The following is a 19,147-nucleotide window of genomic DNA, read 5'->3' as shown; positions in this document are numbered from 1 at the left end:
CCGTTCATCCCGGGCATGCCGCCGCCGGGAAAGCCGCCGCCGTTCGTCCCGGGCATGCCGCCCCCCTGGTCGAAGGACGATGCCACGAAGGGCCGGGACATGGAAATGATATCCTCGATCGGAAAGGTCTGCTCCATGTTCTGATTCAGGAACTCCAGATTCGCCTTGCCTCCCGCGGCGTACCAGGCGATCCCTATGTCCAGCCAGTCAGGCAGGGGGCTCTTGCCCATGTCGTCCAGCCGGGAGGAGCGGAACTGGATGTTTTCGTCCATGGAGGTCTGGGTCACCGCGTGGGCGATCTGCTGCACCAGGGCGGCCGCCGCCTGCTGCTCGACATTGGCCATCATCTCCGGCGGCCGCTCCCGCATCCGGTTCCTGATCTCGGCCGGGAGGTCGTCCCCCATCTGGGCCTTCATGCGCTCCATCATCTCCTGCATGCGGACTTCGGGCGTCACCACCGTTATGGACCAGCGGTAGCCGGACCGGAGAACCCGGGGCTCGAAGACCGAATCCTTCTGCTGCAGATTGGAGCAGATGAAGATGGCGCCCCTGGGCAGTTCCTCGCCCATCAGCTCCTTCAGCCGCGCGATCGCCTCGGCCGCCGGCTTTTCGTAGGGGGACACCGCCTTCCGGCTGGAGGCGAAAAAATCGATCCCCGGAACGAGATTTCGGAACGAGGCAAAGTTTTTAAACGCAACAGCCTGGGCGTTTGCCGACCCCGCGCCCAGCGGGACGGCCACGAGCAGAGCGGCAAGCAGGAATCGAAGCATGACTTTTACCCTGTCTCCTGTCAAAAAATCGAGGCGCCCCCATCGGGGAAGGCGCGTCCTGAAGCCGGTCGATCCTGACCGGTTTCGTTGTGTAATTACGTCAAAATGATGCGGCTTGTTACATACAATGGTACCCAGGCCGTCGATTGACGGTTGACCACAGCCGATTTCGGAGCGAGGATGGCAAGACAGCGCGGTTTCGGAGGAGGAAGGGGGAAGATGAAGATGCCACGGCGGGCGGGAGTTCTCTGGGCGGGGATGATGCTTCTCGGCGGGCTGTTTCTCCCGGCGGGGAACGGCGCCACATGGAGGGAGCAGAAGCTGAAGGCGGGGGATATCAGGATACGCTACCTGGATGCGGGGTCCGGCGACCGCACCCTGGTTTTCATCCCGGGATGGACGATGCCGGCCGAAGCCTGGCAGGAGCAGATCCCCTATTTCTCCGCCCGCGGCTTCAGGGTGCTGGCCCTGGATCCCCGCAGTCACGGGGAGACCACGAAGACCGAGCAGGGGAACACCTACCGCCAGCAGGCGGCCGACCTGCACGCGTTCCTGCAGGAGCTCAAAATCGAGCATTCCTACCTGGTGGGCTGGGGCGCGGGGGGGACGGCCCTGCTGGAATACCTGGCCAGTCCCGAGACCATCGATCCCGACATGGCCGTGTTCGTCGATTTCAGCCCCGCGTTCATGGAATCGGAGGATTACGCCGGAGTCCCCCTCGACCGGACCCGGAAACTGCTGCTGGGTTTCCAGGACGACCGGACCGAGGCCACCGACGGCTATGTCCGCGGCCTGTTCCGGTCGGGTCCGAGCGAGCGGGTGATCGGCCAGTTGTCCAAGGCCAGCCTGAAAACCCCCATGGCGGCGGCACTCGCGCTCTATTTCGACCTCGTCACGGGAGACAGGAGGGAGGATCTCCGCCACATCACCGTTCCCAGCCTCTTTGTCACCACGCCGGAGAACCGGGCGCTCGGGGAGTACCTCAAAAAGAGCGTGCCCCGGTCCGGGCTCGAAATCATCGAAGGGACCGGCTCCGCCATGTTCCTGGAGAAACCGCAGGCGTTCAACCAGGCGCTCGAATCGTTCTTCGGGGGAAAATGACCGGCGGCTTCAGGCTTCCGGGCCGGTCCGGCGCTTGACGATCCCCTTGCCCGTCAGGTAGTAGGGGAGTTCGACCGCCTCCTCCATCTTCTTACGGTATCCCCTGACGGGCCACCCCAGCTCGCAGAAGTGGTCCAGGATTCTCCCCCGGACCCTGGGACGGTGTTCGGCGGCCAGGTAGGCTTCCAACAGCTTTTCCCGCACGGCTTCGTCCCCGCTGCGGGCCAGGTAGTCGATGGCCGCGATCGAGACGTCGTCATCGTCGTCGTCGATGAACCGCTCCACCGTATCCGCAACCAGGGAAAACGCCTGATCCGAAAGGTGCCCGATGAGCACGGCCTTGGCCTCGGGCCAGCGGGTATATTCGTCCGCCATCCCGGTGAGGATTCCCAGGAGCGCGCCATGAAATTCCTGGGGCGCGAGGATTTCCTCGAGCGCCCGGACCGGGTGGGTCACGTCCGGCTCCGTCCTCAGGTATTGGAGAATCGGCTCGACGGCCGGTTCCCCCATGCCGGCGAGCAGTTTGACCGCGTACTGTTTCTCCTCCAGGTCCATGCTGGCCTGCGGCGTCTGGACCGTAAACCGCCGCAGAAGAGCCCGGGCGGCCTCGGGCGTGCGCCAGGACGCCAGCCGCTCCATGGCGGCGACGCGCGTCCCCGCTTCGCCGTGCATCTGGGTGACCTGCTTGAGCGCCTTCCGGACCTGGCCCGGCGAAGGGCCGGATTCCCTTGAAAAGAGCCTGCTGATGAGTCCCATAGTCTCCTGTTCCCTGATGAGCCCGCCGGCCCGAAGCCGTGCGCCCTTATTTTCGGTTCAAGGCAAGTTCTTGATGCCGCCGGGAGCATTGAAGCATATAATACGTTCCCATGGAAGAACGCGACCTGTACAACGAAAAGGACGAGACCGTGACCGCCACGATCTACTGCCCGAAATGCCGGACCTCGATGGAATACCCCATCCGGTGGCGCCGGAGGACCAAGAAGGCATCCCTCCCGCGCGGCGCGGACGAACGCGACCGGGCGAGGTACGCCAAGGCCCGGGACTACCGCATCCGGCTCGACGACAAGATCCGGTGCCGGAATCCGCGCTGCGGGAAGACGATCGAAATCACGTCGCTTCAGACGGTTGTGTTCGACTGAGGCCCGCGGAACGCTCGTGCACCAGGTCCGCCAGGGCCCGCACCGAATCCTCGGGCGTCCCGGGGAGGATTCCGTGCCCGAGGTTGTAGATGTGGCCGGGCCGGCCGGCGGCGGAATCGAGCACCTCCACCGCTTTCCGGACGAGGACCTCCCGGGGGGCCAGCAGCGCCGCCGGGTCGAGGTTCCCCTGGATGCGCACCCCGGGTCCCGCTTTCCGCCACGCCTCCCCGAGCGGAAGCCGCCAGTCCACTCCAAGGACGTCCCCCCCCGCCTCGGCCATGAACGGGAGCAGCCCCGCGGTCCCGGTCCCGAAATGGATGGTCACTATGCCCTCCGCACGCAGTTCCCGGAAGATCCTCCGGGTGTGAGGCAGTACGTGGCGCGCGTAGTCTGACGGGTCGAGACACCCCACCCAGGAATCGAACAGCTGCACCACCTGGGCTCCCGCCCGCACCTGCGCCTTCAGGAAGGGGACCAGGGTCCGGACCATCTTGTCCATCAGGAGGTTCCAGGCCTCCGGCTGCTCGTACATCACCCTTTTCGTCAGCAGATGGTTGGGGGACCCCCCCCCCTCGATCGCATACCCGGCCAGGGTGAACGGGGCGCCGGCAAAGCCGATGAGCGGGACCTTCCCGTCGATCTCGGCCCTCACCTGGCGCACGGCCTCGAGCACGTAACCCAGGTCTTCCTCGGGATCGGCCACCCGGAGCGCCTCGATGTCCGCAGCGCTCCGCACCGGCCGGGCAATCACGGGCCCCCGGCTTTCGACGAACTCGAACCCGATCCCCATCCCCTCCAGGGGGAGGAGAATGTCGGCGAAGATGATGGCGGCGTCGATCGGGAAGGCGCGGACCGGCTGCAGGGTGACCTCGGCCGCGAGCCCGGGGGTGCGGAACATCTCCATCAGCGGGTATCGGGCACGGATCTCCTGGTACGCCTTCATGTACCTGCCGGCCTGACGCATGAACCAGACCGGGGTGCAGTCGGCGGCCTCCCCTCGGCAGGCCTGCAAGAAACGCTCGCTTCGGCTCATAAAATCCTTTCTCCCGCCGGGGCGGTGTCGTCCCATTATGCCAGATCGAGATCGGCGTACACGGGCAAATGATCCGAAAGGCGGTCGGGGCCCGTATGCACCGCCGCCCGGCATCCGGGGTCCGCCGATTCCACCCCCGCCGCGCGGTCCCTGGCCTGTCCGGCACGAAGCCCCCGGACGTGTTTCCCCAGGAGCCAGTCCAGCTTGAGCCCGAGGTACCCCCCATAGGCGTCCAGCCGGCCCGGGAGCAGGCTGCGGAGCGGCCGGGGGAGGACGCGCATCTCCTCCAGCGAGCCTATGGGGGCACGGGCGGTCTCCCCGGGGGCATTGAGGCCCTCCCACTCGAATCCTCCGCGCCGGAGCGCCGCGAAGAGGGGTTCCCGTCCCGATTCGGGATGGAGCAGCTGCCGCGCGACCCGCGACGGGGGGAGCAGGAGCAGGCGTGACGCCGCCTTGAGCGTGCGCCACGCGGTCCCGCGTCCGAAGGTGTTGGTATTGAGGTCTCCGCCGAGGAGATACGCCTCATCCCCGGCGCCGGGGAGCCGTTCGAGGATGCACCGTATCGCCGCGGCGCGGCACGCGGGGGTGTTGCGCAGTTCCAGGTGGGTCGTTCCCGCCCACAGGGCCCCCTTCCCGAGCCTCAGCCGAGCCCACACGCAGTTGCGCCGGCCGAAGCGCTTTTCGTGGAACTCGTACGGCTCGAAGGAGACGGGAAGCATCACCGTCCGGGCCTCCTCGATCGGGTAGCGGGAGAGGATGGCGTTCCCCTGAAGGCCCTCCCTGTTTTCCCCCTGGAGATCCAGGTCCTCGCCGACCCCCTTCGTCAGTTCGAAATGGGCGGGGGCGAAGACCATGTGCATCCCGAGCCGACGGGCCAGGTCCCGGGCCACATGCCGGTTTCCCGACCGGTTCATCCCCCGGTCCGCCTCGTTGAGCAGGATCACGTCGGCCCATCGGAGGACCGGGTCCGCCTCGAGCAGGCGGGCGACCTCTTCAAAACGTCTCCCCTTCTCCACGTTCCAGGAGGCCACCCGGAGGAAGGAGCCGAGGCGAGGGGCCGCTCCGGGGAGGGGAACGACCTGGGGGGTGGACAGAAACCGCTCGATCCGCCCGCCCCATTCGGCAAAGAAAGGGGACCTGCGGAGTTCCCCCAGGGTCGCGTGCCGGCGCAGGTTTTCGACCCAGAGCGGGTGCGCGTCCACTTCCGGCGTAAGTGTCATGTCCTCCCCTGCCGGCCCGGGTCGCTTACGAGGGCCGGGTTTCATCGATCAGTTTCCCGAGGCGCTCCACGGCCCCTTCGAGCGTTTCCACGGACTCGAGGAGTCCCGGCCGGTGCAGGTCGTTCACATCCACCGTGTGCCGCTCCGGGTAGAGGAAGCGCTTCACCCCCCGGAAGACCTCCGCGGCGGCCCGGGCGACCCGTTCCGCCCCCTCCCGCGGATCCCCCCCCCCGGTCCCACGATCGGTCCCCGGCGGTGGTTCCCGGCCGCCGGCCGGATCGGGGATCGCGTAGGCCAGCTCCTTCTTCATCTTGCGCACGACCTTCCCGAGTTCCCGGGCGTGGGCGCGGCAGACGCCGGCCGCCAGCCTCCTCAGCTTCCCGGGACGCGCCGGGTCGGACGCGACCGCAACCAGCGCCGGCAGCTCCGACCCGTAGCGCCGCACCCTTTCGTTCCACCCGAGGAGCTGCCGGGCGTAGGCCAGCAGCCTCCGCTTCATCAGCTCGTCGGGGGGGAAAATCGACCCGCGGATCGCGAGGTCGTCCAGGGACCGCTCGAAGCGCAGAAACGGGTCATCCAGAAACGCCCGCAGCTCGCGGTTTTCGCAGAGGCTGGGAGGGGGGTCCTCCATCTTCCTCCGGTCCCCGGCGGGGCGGGTCGGGTACAGGTCCACCCGGAAAGCCCCCTCGAGCGGCTCGAGCAGCCGCTCTAGCCGCTCGTAGTGCTTCCGGCTCTCGACGACGCACCAGACTTCCACCCCCTCGTCGCCGAAGACGAAGACCGCGTCCAGCTTCTGGCAGAGTTCGTCCCGGTGGAAACGCAGCCAGGCCTCCACCAGTTTCCCATGGGTGTCCCTGTCCGGCATGCCCGCTTTATACCAGCTTTTCCCCCCGGGCGGATACCTGAAAACTCCCCCGGCCCCCTGTATACTGTCGGGAGGAGGAGCCATGACACCCGAAAACATCATCGTCCACCGGATGGAACTCGGCCCCATGATGAACTTCGTCTACCTGGCCGGCTGCCCGTCGTCGCGCGAGGCGGCGGTCGTGGACCCCGCGTGGGACGCGGCGGCCATCCTCCGGCGGGCGCGGGAGGCGGACCTCGAGATCCGGCACGTCCTCCTGACGCACGGGCACCCCGACCACCTCAACGCGCTGGAGCCGCTGCTGGCGGAGGTCGACGCCGAGGTGGTCCTCCACGAGGAGGAGCTGGCCTACGTGCGCCGGGCGGCGGGAGCCTTCGGGATCGACCCGGGACTTCTGGAGGCCCGGGCGCCGGGCATCCGCACCGTGTCGCACGGGGAGATCGTCCGGGTGGGGAGTCTCGCGGTCCAGTGCCTGCACACCCCGGGGCACACCCCGGGGTCGCAGTGCTTCCTGGTGGAAGGATGCCTGTTCTCGGGGGACACGCTCTTCGTCGACGCCTGCGGGCGCGTAGACACCCCGGGAGGGGACGCGAAAAAAATGTGGCGCAGCCTCAGCCGCACGCTGAGAGACCTCCCGGACTGCACCCTCCTCTATCCCGGCCACGACTATGGGGGGAGTCCGACCTCGACCCTGGGGGAGCAGAAGAGGAACAACCCCTACATGAACTACGAGTCGGCCGAACGCTTCGCCCGCGACATGAGGTAGCCCGGGTCAGTACGCCTTGGCGAAATAGGCCTTTTCCCGGGCGCCGGCGCCGCAGTAGATGCAGCGCCCCTCCCCGGGAGGCTGATCGAGGGGGACGCACCGCAGCGTCGCCTTCGTTTCCTCCTTGATGCTCTTTTCACACTCGGCGCTGCCGCACCAGTAGGAACGGGCGAACCCCTGCTCCACGGCGGACCTGAATTCGGCGTAGTCCGCGGGATCGGCCGTGCGGGCCTCGCGGAAGGCGAGCGCGCGCTCGTACAGCGCCTTCTGGATCTCGTCCAGCGTCCGCCCCACCGCCGCGGCGACCTCCTCCCGCGGGACGAACGATTTCCCTTCCCTGCCAGGCCGGTCGCGCCGGGCGAGCACCACCGTCCCCTTGGCCACGTCCTTCGGCCCGATTTCGATCCTGAGGGGGACCCCCCGCATCTCCCAGTCGTTGAACTTGAAGCCGGGGCTCGAGCCCTCCCGCTCATCCAGGGTCACCCGGAAACCGCCGAGAGCCGCACGCACCCCGCGGGCCGCTTCCAGCACCGAAGCCCTTTCGTCGTCGGTCTTGTAAATGGGGACGATCACCACCTGCCAGGGGGCGAGGCGCGGCGGCAGGATCAGCCCCTGGTCGTCCCCGTGCACCATGATGATGGCGCCGATGAAGCGGGTGGACACCCCCCAGGAGGTGGTCCAGCAGTGCTGCAGCGCCCCGTTCCGGTCGAGGTACCGGATATCGAACGCCTTGGCGAAGTTCTGGCCCAGGTTGTGGCTGGTGCCCGACTGCAGCGCCTTGCCGTCCCCCATCATCGCCTCGATCGTGTAGGTCTCGTTGGCGCCCGCGAACCGCTCGCCCGCGGATTTGCGCCCGACGATCACCGGCACCGCGGCCTCGTTGACGGCGAAGTCCCGGTAGATGTCGATCATCTGCAGCGTCTCGGCCTCGGCTTCCTCCGCGGTGGCGTGGGCCGTGTGCCCCTCCTGCCAGAAGAACTCGAGGGTGCGCAGAAACAGCTTGGTCCGCAGTTCCCAGCGCACCACGTTGTTCCACTGGTTGATCAGCAGCGGCAGGTCCCGGTAGGACTGGATCCACCGGGCGTAGGAGTGCCCGATGATGGTCTCCGAGGTCGGCCGGACCACCAGCGGCTCCTCCAGCTTTTCTCCCCCCCCGTGCGTCACCACCGCCAGTTCCGGGGAGAATCCCTCCACGTGGGACTTCTCCTTCTCGATGAAGCTCTGAGGGATGAAGAGGGGGAACTGAGCGTTCACGTGCCCCGTCGCCTTGAAGCGGCCGTCGAGCGCCTTCTGTATGTTCTCCCACAGGGCCCACCCGTAGGGGCGCACGATCATGCACCCGCGGACCGGCGCGTAGTCGGCCAACTCGGCCCGCAGGACGAGATTGTTGTACCATTCCGAGAAATCTTCCGACCGGGAGGGGAGTTTCTGCTCCGCCATATCTTCCGCCTTTCCAAGCACCAGGGTTTCGAGCGACGTCCAGAAGCGAAAAGCCTATAAAAGGCGGGGGGCGAAGTCAATCGACGATTGAGCGGGCCGAATTCGCGCGCGCGGCGCCCGAAACCGGCCGATATGGAGAACGGGCGGACCCCGGGCTCGTTTGCCCGAACGCGTTTGCCCGAACGCGTTTGCCCGGGCGGACCGGGACTGCTATATTTTGCGGAAATGACGCACATGGAACCGACCGACGGCGGGGACTCCCGAAAACTCTGGCTCAAGGCCGAACTGCACGCCCACTGCAGCCTCGACCCCTCGGACTGCCGGATCTGCCCCCATTCGCCCGAAGACCTGATCGAGCGGTCGGCCGGACTTGGCTACCGGGTGCTGGCGATCACCTGCCACAACCTGGATATCTGGACGCCCGGCCTGGCGGAGTACGCCCGGAGCCGGGGCATCGTCCTGGTCCCCGGCATGGAGGTCGCCGACGACGACGGACGCCACGTGCTGGCCTATAATTTCCGCGCCGCACCGGAAGAGCTCGACACCCTGGCCAAGATCCGCGCCCGCTCCGGCAGGGACACCCTCGTCATCGCCCCGCACCCCTTCTACCCCGGCCCCATGAGCCTCCGGGAGCGTCTCGCGTCGAACGCCGACGCCTTCGACGCCGTGGAGTATTCGGGCTTCCGGGTCAGGGGGCTCGATTTCAACCGCCGCGCGGCCGCATTCGCCCGCGGGGCGCACAAGCCGCTGGTGGGGTTCGGGGACGTTCATTACCTCTGGCAGCTCGACCGCACCTTCACCTGGATCTACGCCGAACCGGAGGTTTCCTCCATCGTCTCGGCCGTGAAGCGGGGGCTGGTGCGGGTGGAAACATCGCCCCTCGGCTGGGAGGAAGCCGCCGCCTGGTGGGCCGCCACCCTCTGGCGCTGCGCCTTCGGGCGCCGTCCCGCGCCGCCCGCAACTCCCGAACCGGAAGTCAGATGAAATCGAAGACCGAGGAACCCTTGGACCCGCGCAGGAGGGCGTGCAGCCTGAGCGCGTCCATGTCGGTCAGAAGGGCGAGGAAGTTGCAGACCTCGCGCGCCGCCGCCCCGGGATCCCCGTCGGCGATCTCCTCCAGGATCGGACGGTAATAGCGCGGGAAGAGCGCCACGCTCCTTTTCTCCACGACCTCCTCGAAGAGCAGGTGGAAGAGGTCGCGCAGGATTTCCCTCCCCTTCGTGCTGACGGCGGCCACGCGGGGGTCGGTGATCACCGCCTCCCAGATGACGGCTTTGCAGAGGACCGACAGGATGCGGGCCTCGGCCGGAACCCGGAGCTTCCAGGCGAAATCGGCGCGCCGGCTGTCCGGGCACGGCTCGACCGACACCGAGGTGATCAGGTCGTTCAGAATGTTGCGCATGGCCGATTTGCGCTCGGCGCGCTCGTCCCCCGCGTCCGACGGCAGGATCCTTCGCTTCAGGTCCGAGAGACGCTCCTTCACCTCCGCGAGCGCCAGTTTCGGGACCGCCTCCTGCCGCCGGGTCTCCTCGTAGTGCGCCAGGACGCGGCGGATGAACCGCGGCTGTTCCAGGTCCCCCGGGTGGAGGAACTGCGCCTGCAGCGCGTCCTCCACATCGTGCACCGAATAGGCGCAATCGTCGGCCCAGTCCATGACCTGGCAGGCGAAGGAGGTCCGGGGGCGCGGCCCCGGCCCCCGGCGGGGGGCCCTGAGAACCCCGCCCCCCCGCCGGAGGGCCCACCGGGCGGCCGGGAGATCGGAGGCGAAGATGAACTTGTCGTTGCCGATGTCCTGCTCGTAGGGGTACTTCATGACCCCGGACAGGGTCGCCCGGGTCAGGTTCAACCCGGCGTAGGCGGGGGATTTCGGTTCGGCGGCCACCAGGATGTGGAAGGTCTGGGCGTTCCCCTCGAAGCGCAGGAAATGCCTCCCGCTCAGTTTCGCCCCCCGGCTGACCTCCCGCATGCAGGCGTCCAGCGCCTGCTCCCCCGCATGCCCGAAGGGGGGATGCCCCAGGTCGTGCGCGAGCGCGACCGCCTCGGCCAGCTCCGGGGTCAGGCACGGCCCGAGCTGCGGCTGCTCCACCAGCAGGTTGTGGGCGATCGCCCGCGAGATCTGCGAGGCCTCGATGCTGTGGGTCAGGCGCGTGCGGTAGAAATCGGCCTGCCCGATCCCGAACACCTGCGTTTTCCCCTGCAGCCTTCGGAAGGCGGAGCTGTGCAGGATCCGGTCCCGGTCGCGCTCGGTGGCATGGCGATGGTCCCGCAAGGAGGGGGCTTCCTCAGGGTGTCGGCGCTCGAGCAGAAATTCTTCCATATCGGTGGCCCTCCCGGGGGGCGGATGCCCGGGCTAGAGACGATAGAGCCTGGTGAGTTCGCCCTTCAGGTATTCGAAGGCCTCACGGGGATCGTCGCAGAAACGGATGAGACCGAGGTCATCGGGCGAAATCGTCCCCCAGCGGGCCATGGCCTCGATGTTCAGGATCTCCTTCCAGTATTCGGACCCGTACACCACGACCGGCATCCTCTTTCCGGCCTTTCCGGTCTGGACCAGGGTGAGCACCTCGAACGCCTCGTCCAGGGTGCCGAAGCCGCCGGGGAAAATGACCATGGCTTTCGCCAGGTACACGAACCAGAACTTGCGCATGAAGAAGTAGTGGAACTCGAAGGCCAGCTCCTCGGGAATATAGTCGTTGACCGACTGCTCCATCGGCAGGCTGATCGAAAACCCGATCGACTGCCCCCCGGCGCTTTTGGCCCCGCGGTTGGCCGCCTCCATGATCCCCGGGCCGCCCCCGGAGCAGACCAGCAGGCGCTTCATGCCGCCGTCGAGCGTCTTCGCCCAGTCGACGATCAGTCCCGCCAGGGTCGCGGCGTCCTCGTAGTAGCGCGACAGCCGCACCGCCGTTTCCGCGCGGGCGACCTCCTCCGGGGAGGGGGTGTCCGGGCCCGACACGGAATCCGCGCGCCGGCGCACGTCGTCCAGCCGCTTCCGGCTTTCCTCCAGCGGCAGGATACGGGCGGAGCCGAAAAAAACGATCGTGTCCTGGATGTGATGCCGGCCCAGCCGGCTGGCCGGCTCGAGATATTCGCTGATCATCCGGACCACGCGGGCGTCGTTGCCGTGGAGGAACCGGGGGTTGCGATAGGCTTTAAGCGGTCGTTTGGGCGTGTCGGTCATTCGTCTGTCTCCTGCGGTCGTTGGTTTTCCACGGACCGGGTCACGGTTCGATCCGCGCATGATGGTTCACCGGCCCCGCGCCTCCGCCCAGGCCGGGAGCGGTTTCGATGGCGAGGGTGATGTACTTCTTGGCCGTGCCCACGGCCTCTGCCAGCGGGCGCCCCTTGGCGAGCTCCGCGGTGATGCAGGCCGAAAAGGTGCACCCCGTCCCGTGGGTGTTCCGGGTCGGAATCCGGTGCTCCCGGTAGAGGGTGACCTCCCCCCGGTGAAGGAGCAGGTCCACGGCGTCCCCCTCCAGGTGCCCCCCCTTGACCAGGACGGCCGCCACCCCGAGGGAGGCGATCCTCAGGGCCCCCTCCTTCATGGAAGCGAGATCGTCGATCGGCATGCCCGCCAGTTCCCCCGCCTCGCTGAGGTTGGGCGTCACCAGGAACGCCCGCGGGAGCAGGAGCGAAGCCAGCGCCCGGCGCGCCTCCGCGGTCATCAGCGGGGTCCCGTGCTTGCTGATCATCACCGGGTCCACGACCAGGGGGAAGTCGAATGCCTTCGCCCTTTCGGCGACGAGCTCGACGATCGCGGAGTCCCCCAGCGCCCCCGTCTTGGCCGCCGCCGGGGGGATGTCCTCGAGCACCGCCCCGATCTGCGCGCCGACCAGGGAGGGGGACAGGACCTCCACGGAGTCGACGCTCTTCGTGTTCTGGACCGTCAGGAGGGTCAGGACCGCCGTCCCGTAAACCCCCCGCTGGTGAAAGGTCTTCAGATCGGCCTGGATCCCGGCCCCCCCCGAGGGGTCGGAGCCGGCGACGGTGAGGGCGACGGGAATTTTCATGGCTTACCAGTCTAGCAGCCCCGGGGGAGGAATTCCTTTGGAAATTTTTCCGGATCCCCCCCTCCCTGTGCTTTAATCATTTGCAGCATGGGAGTCCCAATCCGGCATCATGAACCATACCGAGGTGAAATCATGAAAGCACTATGGATTCTGCTGGCCGCGCTCCTGCCGGCCGCAGGCGCCGCCCAGGAGGGAACCGGGGGGCAGGCGCTTCCCCTGAGTCTCCGCCGGGCGGTCGACATCGCCCTGGCCCCGGAAGGCAACGTACGGGTCCGGCTGGCCCGGGAAGGGCTCCGCCAGGCGGGCGCCCGTTCGGCCCAGGCCCGCGCCGAACTGCTGCCCCAGGTCTCCTCGTCGCTCAATTACCGCGACCAGACCGTCAACCTCCGGGCGAACGGGCTGAGGTTCCACATCCCCGTCATCGAGGGCTCCGCCTTCTCCTTCCCGGCCCTCGTGGGTCCTTACAACGTCATGGACGCCCGGCTTTCCGGCTCCCAGACCCTCTTCGATTTCGGCTCCATCCGCCGGTTCCAGTCCTCGCGGGCCGCCGTTTCGGCGGCGCGCAAGGAGATGGAAAGCGCCGAGGAGGAGGTCGCCGCGCGCGTCGCCCGCGCCTATCTCTCGGCCATCCGGGCCGATGCGGACCTGGAGGCGGCCGGCGCCAACGTCACCCTTTCCGAGGGGGTGCTGGACCTGGCCGAAAACCAGAAAGCCGCGGGTACCTCCACCGGCATCGAAATCACCCGCGCCCGCGTGCAGCTGGCCAACGACCGGCAGCGGCTGCTGGTAGCCCAGACCGCGCGGCGCCGCGCCCATATGGAACTGCTGCGCGCCATGAACCTCGAACTCGAGGTCGCGCTCGAACTGACCGACCGCCTGGGATACGTCCCCGCGGACCCGGCCACGCTCGAGAGCGCCGCCGCCCTGGCGCTGGCCGGACGGCCGGATCTCGCGGCGCAGCGGGAGCGCGAGCGAAGCGCCCGGCTGGCCTCGAGCGCCGTCAAAATGGAACGCCTCCCCTCGCTCTCCTTTTTCGGCGACTACGGCACCATCGGCGGGGGCTTCGACGACGCGCTGCCGACCCGCGCGTACGGCATCTCCCTCCGGCTCCCCATCTTCGACGGCGGGCGCATGGACGCCCGGCGGGCCGAATCCGCCTCGCTGCACCGCGCCGAGAAGGCGCGGACCGAGGACCTCGAAAAGCAGATCGAGCTGGACGTCCGGCTGGCGCTCGACGCGCTCCATTCGGCCCGGGAGCAGATCGAGGTCTCCGGCGAGGGGCTGCGCCTGGCGGAAAACGAGCTGGCGCAGGCCCGGCGGCGTTACGCGGCCGGCGTGTCTTTCGGGCTCGAGGTGACCGATGCGCAGACACGGCTCGAACGGGCCCGGGACAACCAGATCCAGGCACTGTATAATTACAACCTCGCGCGCATCGACCTGGAACAGGCGATGGGCAGGGTGAGGCAGCGGCTGCCGTAGCCGCACCGCGGCCGCGGGCAGCGATTGCACCGGAGAACCCGAAATGAAAAAACGAATCCCCGTCATCATCGTCGCGCTGGCCGCCGCCGGCGCCGCCGTCTATCTGCTCACCCGGACGGGCGACGAGGCCCCGAACCGGATCGAGGTCTCCGGGAACATCGAGCTGACCGAAGTCCAGATCGCCTTCAAGACCTCGGGCCGGCTGCTGGAGCGGAACGTGGACGAAGGGGACGTGGTCCAGAAGGGAATGGTCGTCGCCCGCCTCGACCAGGACCAGCTCGAGGCGCAGCGGGAGCGGGAAACCGCCGCCCTGGCCCTGGCCAAAGCCCAGCTGGCCCAGGCGGAAACGGCCCTCGCCTGGCAGACAGAGAGCTTCGCCGCGAACCTCGTCGAGCGCCGGGCCGACCTGGCGGCCTTCGAGGCCCGGCTCCAGGAACTCGAAAACGGATCCCGCCCGGAGGAAATCAGGGAGGCCGAAGCCGCCGTGGCCTCCGCCGAGGCCGAATTCGACCGGGCGCGGCGCGACTGGGAGCGCGCGGAGAAGCTCTACAAGGACGACGACATCTCCACCGCGCAGTACGACCAGTACCGCAGCCGGTGGGAGGGGGCGGAGGCCGCTCTCACCCAGGCCCGGCAGCGGCGGGCCCTGGCGCTGGCCGGGCCGCGCAAGGAGCAGATCGAAGCCGCCGCCGCACAGGTGGAGCGGGCGCGTGCCGCCGTCCGGGCGGCCGAAAACAACCGCCTGGAGATCCGGAAGCGGGAGCAGGAGCTCCCCCTGCGCCGGGCCGAAATCGCCCGAGCCGGGGCGAACCTCGCACTCGTCAACACCCAGATCGCCGATGCGGCCGCGGTCTCCCCGGTCGACGGGGTGGTCCTGGTGAAATCGGCCGAGCCGGGGGAGGTCCTCGCCGCCGGGACGCCGGTCCTTTCGATCGGGGACATCGAGCACCCGTGGCTGCGCGCCTACATCAACCAGACCGACCTGGGCAGGGTCAAGCTCGGGACCCGCGCCGTCGTCACCACCGACTCCTATCCGGATAAAAAGTACGAGGGGCGGGTGAGCTTCATCTCCTCCGAGGCGGAGTTCACCCCCAAGCAGATCCAGACCCCGGAGGAGCGCGTGAAGCTGGTCTACCGGATCAAGATCGATCTGGCGAACCCGGACCAGGAGTTGAAGTCGAACATGCCCGCGGACGCCGTCCTGGAACTGGAGTAAGCCATGGATCCCATCATCCGGACGCGGGGCCTGACCCGCCGCTTCGGGGAGCTGGTCGCGGTCGACGGCCTGGACCTCGAGGTGGCGCGCGGGGAGATCTTCGGCCTGGTCGGCCCGGACGGGGCCGGAAAGACGACGACGCTGCGCATGCTCTGCGGCCTCATGGACCCCACCGGGGGGAGCGCCGAGGTCGCCGGGTTCGACGTCGCGCGCGAGCCGCAGGCCGTGAAGGACAGGATCGGGTACATGGCTCAGCGCTTCGGGCTCTACGCGGACCTCTCCGTCCGCGAAAACATGAGTTTCTACGCCGACCTCTTCGGGGTCACGGGAGCGGAGCGCTCCGACCTTTCCCGGCGCCTGCTCGCCATGACGCGCATGGAGCCGTTCCGGGACCGCCGTGCGGGCCAGCTCTCGGGGGGAATGAAACAGAAGCTCGCGCTCATGTGCACGCTCCTCCACCGGCCCGAGATCCTGTTTCTGGACGAACCCACCAACGGCGTGGACCCGGTGTCACGCAGGGATTTCTGGACCATCCTCTACCAGCTGCTCAAGGACGGGATCACCATCCTGATGACGACGGCCTACCTCGACGAAGCCGAACGCTGCAACCGCGTGGGGCTGATGCACCGCGGCTCCCTGATCCGCTGCGACGCGCCCGAGGCGCTCAAGCGCGCCGCGGGAGCGGAGAACCTCGAGGCGGTCTTCATCCGGACGGTGCGCGCGGCCGAAACCGCGGGAGGATCATGAACGACCACGCGGTGGAAACCGACGGGCTGGTGAAGACATTCGGCTCCTTCACGGCCGTGGACGGCGTCACCCTGCGGGTGGGCCGGGGGGAGATCTTCGGCTTCCTGGGGCCGAACGGCGCGGGGAAGTCCACCACGATCCGGATGCTGTGCGGCCTGCTGACCCCCACCGCGGGAAGGGCCCGGGTGGGGGGCGTCGACGTGGCCGCCGACCCGGAGGAGGTGCGGCGGAACATCGGCTACATGTCGCAGAAGTTCTCCCTGTACGACGACCTGACCGTCGAGCAGAACATCGATTTCTACACCGGCATGTACGGCGTCGCGCGCGGCATGCGCGAGGAGCGGAAACGGTACGTGCTCGAAATGGCCGGCCTCTCGGAGAGGCGCACGGCGCTGACGCGCACCCTCTCGGGGGGGTGGAAACAGCGGCTGGCGCTCGGCTGCGCCATTCTGCACGACCCGCCGATCCTTTTCCTGGACGAACCCACCTCCGGGGTGGACCCGATCGCGCGCGCGGCCTTCTGGGACCTGATCCGTGAAATGGCCGGGACCGGCCACACCATCTTCGTCAGCACCCACTACATGGACGAGGCGGAGTACTGCCACCGCCTGGCGCTGATGTACCGCGGCCGCATCATCGCGCTGGGCGCGCCGGGCCGGCTGCGGGCGGACCTCGCCACCCACACCCTCGTGCAGCTGGACACGTCGGCGCCGCTCGACACCATGCGGGCGCTGGAAAAGCTCCCGGGGATACGGGAGGTCGCGGTCTTCGGCGGGGGGCTGCACGTGGGGGTCGACGACTTCGAATCGGGCGCCGCCGTCATCCGCGCGCGCCTCGGCGAGCGCGGCATCGGGATCCGCCGGCTCGAGAAGATCCAGCCCTCCCTCGAGGACGTCTTCGTCGCCCTGATCGAGGCCGAAGACCGGCAGCCGGCCTAGCCTATCGCGCCGGCGGCTTCCTCTCCTCGATCGGGGCCCGGGGGGGGAGCGCGTCGCTCTCCCCTCGCACCACTATTTCCCGCTCCAGCCCGAAACCCGCGACCAGGCGGATGTCGCGCGCGGAGGCCCCGACCTTCACGGTGTAGGCCCCCTCCTCCGCGACCCAGCTCGAACGGGCGGGGTCGAAGGAGGCGATCGATCGCGGCGTGAGGAGGAACTCCAGGGTCTCGGACTCGCCCGGCTCCAGGAGCCGCGTCTTCGCGAAGCCCTTGAGCTCCAGCGCCGGCTTGTCGAGCCGGCGCGCGGGCGCGCTCAGGTAAAGCTGCACGACCTCCCTGCCCGCGACCCCGCCGGCGTTTCTCACCCTGACCGTCACCCTCATCGATCCCGAAAATTCGGGCGCGCCGAGCGCAAGGGCACCGTACTCGAACGTCGTATAGGAAAGACCGTGCCCGAACGGGTACGCGGGCTCGACGCCGAAGGTCCCGTAATACCGATACCCGACGTAGATCCCTTCCCGGTATTCGACCCGGCTGGCCCGCGGGCGCCGGAAGGGTCCTGCCATGTCGCCAGGATCCTCCCCGGGGCGGGACGGCGTCTTCTCCACCACCTCCCCGGGAAAGTGGTCGGCCGAGGGGACGTCCTCGTATTTCACCGGGAAGGTGGACGCGAGCCGCCCGGAGGGATTCACCCTGCCGCCGAGGATATCGGCGATCGAATTCCCCGTTTCCTGCCCCCCCTGCCAGGCGAGCAGGATGGCATCGGGCAGATGGCGCCAGCTGGCGGTTTCGATGACACCACCGACATTGAGCACCACGATCACCCGCTTCCCCCTGGCATGAAAAGCCTCGGCCACCCGCCGGATCAGCTCCTTCTCCCCCTGGGTGAGGTTGAAATCGGCCTCCACCTTGCGGTCCCCCCCCTCGCCCGAGTTGCGGCCGATGGTGATCAGGGCCGCATCCGAAGATCGGGCCATTCTGGCCGCCAGGGCGGGAGAAACCCCCATCTCGGCGATCGGGTCGGGGAGGGAGAACGGCTTGGCGGGGGGCCGCCGCTCGCGCTCCCGCAGGAGATAGGCCTCGTAGGCGTCCCCGAGATGCGGCTCGACCCTGAACCCGGCCCCCTCGAGGCCCCCGGTCAGGGAAACGCTGTAGGCTTCGTTCACATCCCCGCTTCCCGTCCCCCCGGTGATGATGGCATAGGAGGTGTTTCCGAAAGCGGCAATGGTCTTGGACCGCGACGGAAGCGGCAGGGTCGACCGGCGGTTCTCGAGCAGCACCATCCCCTCGGCCGCAGCCTGCCGCGCCACCGCGGCATGGGCCTTCAGATCGGGACGGTTGGAGTACCGGTACCCCTTCAGCCGCGGGCTTTCCAGGAGGACCTTAAGGATCCGTTCGATATTCCGGTCGAGCACGCTCTCCTCGAGCCGTTTCTCGCTCACCGCCCGGATGACGGCCGCACCCTGATCGGCCTTCCCCGGCATGAGCAGGTCGTTCCCCGCCCGCAGCTGGGCGGCCGCGTCGACACCGCCGAACCAGTCGGTCATGACGAAGCCGCCGAATCCCCAGTCGTCGCGCAGCACCCTCGTCAGCAGGTCGTGGCTTTCCGAGGCATGCACGCCGTTGATCAGGTTATAGGAAGACATGACGGTCCAGGGCTTCGCCTCCTGAATCGCGACGCGGAATCCCTCGAGGTAGAGTTCCCTGAGCGCCCTCCGGCCGACCACCGTGTCCAGCGCGTTGCGGTTGGTCTCGGCGTTGTTGGCGGCGAAATGCTTGACCGCGGTCCCCACCCCCCGGGACTGCACCCCCCCGACCATGGCCGCGGCCATGGTCCCGGTCACCAGCGGATCCTCGGAATAGTATTCGAAATTTCTTCCGCAGAGCGGGTTGCGGTGAAGGTTCATCCCGGGCGCCAGCAGGATATCGACCCCGTATTCCAGCGCCTCCTCTCCCATGGCTTCCCCCACCCTGCGGACGAGGTCCGGGTCCCACGTGGACGCCAGGAGGGTGGCGACGGGGAAGGCGGTGCAGTAATAGGTGGCGGGGTCCCCTTCCCGGGTGGGGCTGATGCGCACTCCCGCGGGGCCGTCGGCCATCACCATCGCCGGGATACCGAGCCGGGGGATTTCATAGGTGGTGCCGGCGGCGCCCGGCACCAGGTTCCGGGTCTCCCCCACCACCGGAGCCCCCGCGGCCGCCACCGCCTCCGCTTCACCCGGCATCCCGGGCAACTCCATGCCGGTGCCGGTCACGAACCAGGCCTTCTCATCGAGCGTCATGGCGGCGACGACGCGCGCGACAGGGTCTTTCCCCAGCCGGGGAGTCTTGCCCCCCCTGCACCCCGACAGCGCCGGGAATCCCCCCAGAAAGACGATGATCAGCGCGGCATACGCCCTCTTGTTCATGGCACTCCCTCCCTGG

18 protein-coding genes are annotated in these 19,147 nt (G+C 68.2%); 8 read left to right on the top strand and 10 right to left on the bottom strand.

Annotation, left to right across the window (positions count from 1 at the left end):
* Positions 1–770, bottom strand: a 770-nt coding sequence (locus GXY47_07030) for a hypothetical protein (GenBank protein NLV30896.1), incomplete at its 3' end; no start/stop codon positions are given.
* Positions 771–989: 219 nt separating this feature from the next.
* Here GXY47_07030 and GXY47_07025 point away from each other — a divergent pair.
* Positions 990–1,871, top strand: a complete 882-nt coding sequence (locus GXY47_07025) for an alpha/beta hydrolase (protein NLV30895.1) — start codon at positions 990–992, stop codon at positions 1,869–1,871.
* 9 nt (positions 1,872–1,880) lie between these two features.
* Here the strand turns inward: GXY47_07025 and GXY47_07020 are convergent, their stop codons facing one another.
* The gene (locus GXY47_07020) at positions 1,881–2,627 is read right to left on the bottom strand and encodes a hypothetical protein (GenBank protein ID NLV30894.1); all 747 of its coding nucleotides are present in this window, start codon (positions 2,625–2,627) and stop codon (positions 1,881–1,883) included.
* Between the two features lie 110 nt (positions 2,628–2,737).
* Here GXY47_07020 and GXY47_07015 point away from each other — a divergent pair, with 110 nt between their 5' ends.
* Entirely contained in the window at positions 2,738–3,010 is a 273-nt protein-coding gene (locus GXY47_07015; protein ID NLV30893.1) for a hypothetical protein, read from the top strand.
* Here the strand turns inward: GXY47_07015 and hemE are convergent.
* From hemE to GXY47_07000, 3 genes are read right to left on the bottom strand one after another with little or no spacing between them, the layout of a single operon-like run.
* On the bottom strand, positions 2,979–4,043 hold the full coding sequence (hemE, locus tag GXY47_07010) for a uroporphyrinogen decarboxylase (protein NLV30892.1): 1,065 nt from the start codon (positions 4,041–4,043) through the stop codon (positions 2,979–2,981). The two genes, GXY47_07015 and hemE, sit on opposite strands and share 32 nt — an antisense overlap.
* Before the next feature lie 35 nt (positions 4,044–4,078).
* Positions 4,079–5,263: a hypothetical protein gene (locus GXY47_07005; GenBank protein ID NLV30891.1), complete on the bottom strand. Its 1,185-nt coding sequence runs from the start codon at positions 5,261–5,263 to the stop codon at positions 4,079–4,081.
* A gap of 25 nt (positions 5,264–5,288) precedes the next feature.
* Positions 5,289–6,128 (bottom strand): hypothetical protein, encoded by an 840-nt coding sequence (locus GXY47_07000; GenBank protein ID NLV30890.1) that lies wholly within the window; start codon positions 6,126–6,128, stop codon positions 5,289–5,291.
* Positions 6,129–6,210: 82 nt separating this feature from the next.
* Here GXY47_07000 and GXY47_06995 point away from each other — a divergent pair, with 82 nt between their 5' ends.
* A complete protein-coding gene (locus GXY47_06995) occupies positions 6,211–6,894 on the top strand; it encodes an MBL fold metallo-hydrolase (protein ID NLV30889.1) in 684 nt (227 codons plus the stop codon).
* Positions 6,895–6,900: 6 nt separating this feature from the next.
* Here the strand turns inward: GXY47_06995 and GXY47_06990 are convergent, their stop codons facing one another.
* Positions 6,901–8,334 carry a proline--tRNA ligase gene (locus GXY47_06990; GenBank protein NLV30888.1) on the bottom strand — a complete coding sequence of 478 codons (1,434 nt, stop codon included), beginning with the start codon at positions 8,332–8,334 and terminating at the stop codon, positions 6,901–6,903.
* A gap of 234 nt (positions 8,335–8,568) precedes the next feature.
* On the opposite strand from GXY47_06990, the gene GXY47_06985 reads away from it, so the two are divergent.
* Positions 8,569–9,318, top strand: coding sequence for a hypothetical protein (locus GXY47_06985; protein NLV30887.1), 750 nt, complete (start codon positions 8,569–8,571; stop codon positions 9,316–9,318).
* Here GXY47_06985 and dgt read toward each other — a convergent pair.
* Genes dgt through thiD form a run of 3 tightly spaced genes read right to left on the bottom strand, consistent with a single transcriptional unit; the run spans position 9,311 to position 12,344 of the window.
* A complete protein-coding gene (dgt, locus tag GXY47_06980; GenBank protein ID NLV30886.1) occupies positions 9,311–10,651 on the bottom strand; it encodes a dNTP triphosphohydrolase in 1,341 nt (446 codons plus the stop codon). The genes GXY47_06985 and dgt overlap by 8 nt on opposite strands.
* Before the next feature lie 33 nt (positions 10,652–10,684).
* Positions 10,685–11,515: an LOG family protein gene (locus tag GXY47_06975; protein NLV30885.1), complete on the bottom strand. Its 831-nt coding sequence runs from the start codon at positions 11,513–11,515 to the stop codon at positions 10,685–10,687.
* Positions 11,516–11,555: 40 nt separating this feature from the next.
* Positions 11,556–12,344 (bottom strand): bifunctional hydroxymethylpyrimidine kinase/phosphomethylpyrimidine kinase, encoded by a 789-nt coding sequence (thiD, locus tag GXY47_06970; protein ID NLV30884.1) that lies wholly within the window; start codon positions 12,342–12,344, stop codon positions 11,556–11,558.
* Positions 12,345–12,476: 132 nt separating this feature from the next.
* Between thiD and GXY47_06965 the strand changes: the two genes are divergently transcribed.
* The 4 genes from GXY47_06965 to GXY47_06950 are packed head-to-tail and all read left to right on the top strand — an operon-like array spanning position 12,477 to position 16,724.
* On the top strand, positions 12,477–13,823 hold the full coding sequence (locus GXY47_06965; GenBank protein ID NLV30883.1) for a TolC family protein: 1,347 nt from the start codon (positions 12,477–12,479) through the stop codon (positions 13,821–13,823).
* Between the two features lie 43 nt (positions 13,824–13,866).
* On the top strand, positions 13,867–15,039 hold the full coding sequence (locus GXY47_06960; GenBank protein NLV30882.1) for an HlyD family efflux transporter periplasmic adaptor subunit: 1,173 nt from the start codon (positions 13,867–13,869) through the stop codon (positions 15,037–15,039).
* 3 nt (positions 15,040–15,042) lie between these two features.
* Complete coding sequence (locus GXY47_06955; protein ID NLV30881.1) at positions 15,043–15,786, top strand: ABC transporter ATP-binding protein; 744 nt, start codon at positions 15,043–15,045, stop codon at positions 15,784–15,786.
* Positions 15,783–16,724: an ABC transporter ATP-binding protein gene (locus GXY47_06950; protein ID NLV30880.1), complete on the top strand. Its 942-nt coding sequence runs from the start codon at positions 15,783–15,785 to the stop codon at positions 16,722–16,724. The genes GXY47_06955 and GXY47_06950 overlap by 4 nt, the downstream gene beginning before the upstream one ends.
* A 1-nt stretch (position 16,725) precedes the next feature.
* Here GXY47_06950 and GXY47_06945 read toward each other — a convergent pair whose 3' ends face one another.
* Positions 16,726–19,131 (bottom strand): beta-glucosidase, encoded by a 2,406-nt coding sequence (locus GXY47_06945; GenBank protein ID NLV30879.1) that lies wholly within the window; start codon positions 19,129–19,131, stop codon positions 16,726–16,728.
* Between the last annotated feature and the right edge of the window lie 16 nt (positions 19,132–19,147).

This window comes from Acidobacteriota bacterium, assembly GCA_012729555.1.
Taxonomy (GTDB): domain Bacteria; phylum Acidobacteriota; class UBA6911; order UBA6911; family UBA6911; genus UBA6911.
This window is presented reverse-complemented; position numbering and strand designations above follow the sequence as displayed.

Excerpts from the sequence above, each read along its gene's own strand:
- GXY47_06985 (NLV30887.1), top strand. The coding sequence starts at position 8,569 with ATGGAACCGACCGACGGCGGGGACTCCCGAAAACTCTGGCTCAAGGCC.
- GXY47_06945 (NLV30879.1), bottom strand. The coding sequence starts at position 19,131 with ATGAACAAGAGGGCGTATGCCGCGCTGATCATCGTCTTTCTGGGGGGA.
- GXY47_07025 (NLV30895.1), top strand. The coding sequence starts at position 990 with ATGAAGATGCCACGGCGGGCGGGAGTTCTCTGGGCGGGGATGATGCTT.
- GXY47_06955 (NLV30881.1), top strand. The coding sequence starts at position 15,043 with ATGGATCCCATCATCCGGACGCGGGGCCTGACCCGCCGCTTCGGGGAG.
- GXY47_06975 (NLV30885.1), bottom strand. The coding sequence starts at position 11,515 with ATGACCGACACGCCCAAACGACCGCTTAAAGCCTATCGCAACCCCCGG.
- GXY47_06960 (NLV30882.1), top strand. The coding sequence starts at position 13,867 with ATGAAAAAACGAATCCCCGTCATCATCGTCGCGCTGGCCGCCGCCGGC.
- GXY47_07005 (NLV30891.1), bottom strand. The coding sequence starts at position 5,263 with ATGACACTTACGCCGGAAGTGGACGCGCACCCGCTCTGGGTCGAAAAC.
- thiD (NLV30884.1), bottom strand. The coding sequence starts at position 12,344 with ATGAAAATTCCCGTCGCCCTCACCGTCGCCGGCTCCGACCCCTCGGGG.
- GXY47_06995 (NLV30889.1), top strand. The coding sequence starts at position 6,211 with ATGACACCCGAAAACATCATCGTCCACCGGATGGAACTCGGCCCCATG.
- dgt (NLV30886.1), bottom strand. The coding sequence starts at position 10,651 with ATGGAAGAATTTCTGCTCGAGCGCCGACACCCTGAGGAAGCCCCCTCC.
- GXY47_07000 (NLV30890.1), bottom strand. The coding sequence starts at position 6,128 with ATGCCGGACAGGGACACCCATGGGAAACTGGTGGAGGCCTGGCTGCGT.
- GXY47_07015 (NLV30893.1), top strand. The coding sequence starts at position 2,738 with ATGGAAGAACGCGACCTGTACAACGAAAAGGACGAGACCGTGACCGCC.
- GXY47_06965 (NLV30883.1), top strand. The coding sequence starts at position 12,477 with ATGAAAGCACTATGGATTCTGCTGGCCGCGCTCCTGCCGGCCGCAGGC.
- GXY47_07020 (NLV30894.1), bottom strand. The coding sequence starts at position 2,627 with ATGGGACTCATCAGCAGGCTCTTTTCAAGGGAATCCGGCCCTTCGCCG.
- hemE (NLV30892.1), bottom strand. The coding sequence starts at position 4,043 with ATGAGCCGAAGCGAGCGTTTCTTGCAGGCCTGCCGAGGGGAGGCCGCC.
- GXY47_06950 (NLV30880.1), top strand. The coding sequence starts at position 15,783 with ATGAACGACCACGCGGTGGAAACCGACGGGCTGGTGAAGACATTCGGC.
- GXY47_06990 (NLV30888.1), bottom strand. The coding sequence starts at position 8,334 with ATGGCGGAGCAGAAACTCCCCTCCCGGTCGGAAGATTTCTCGGAATGG.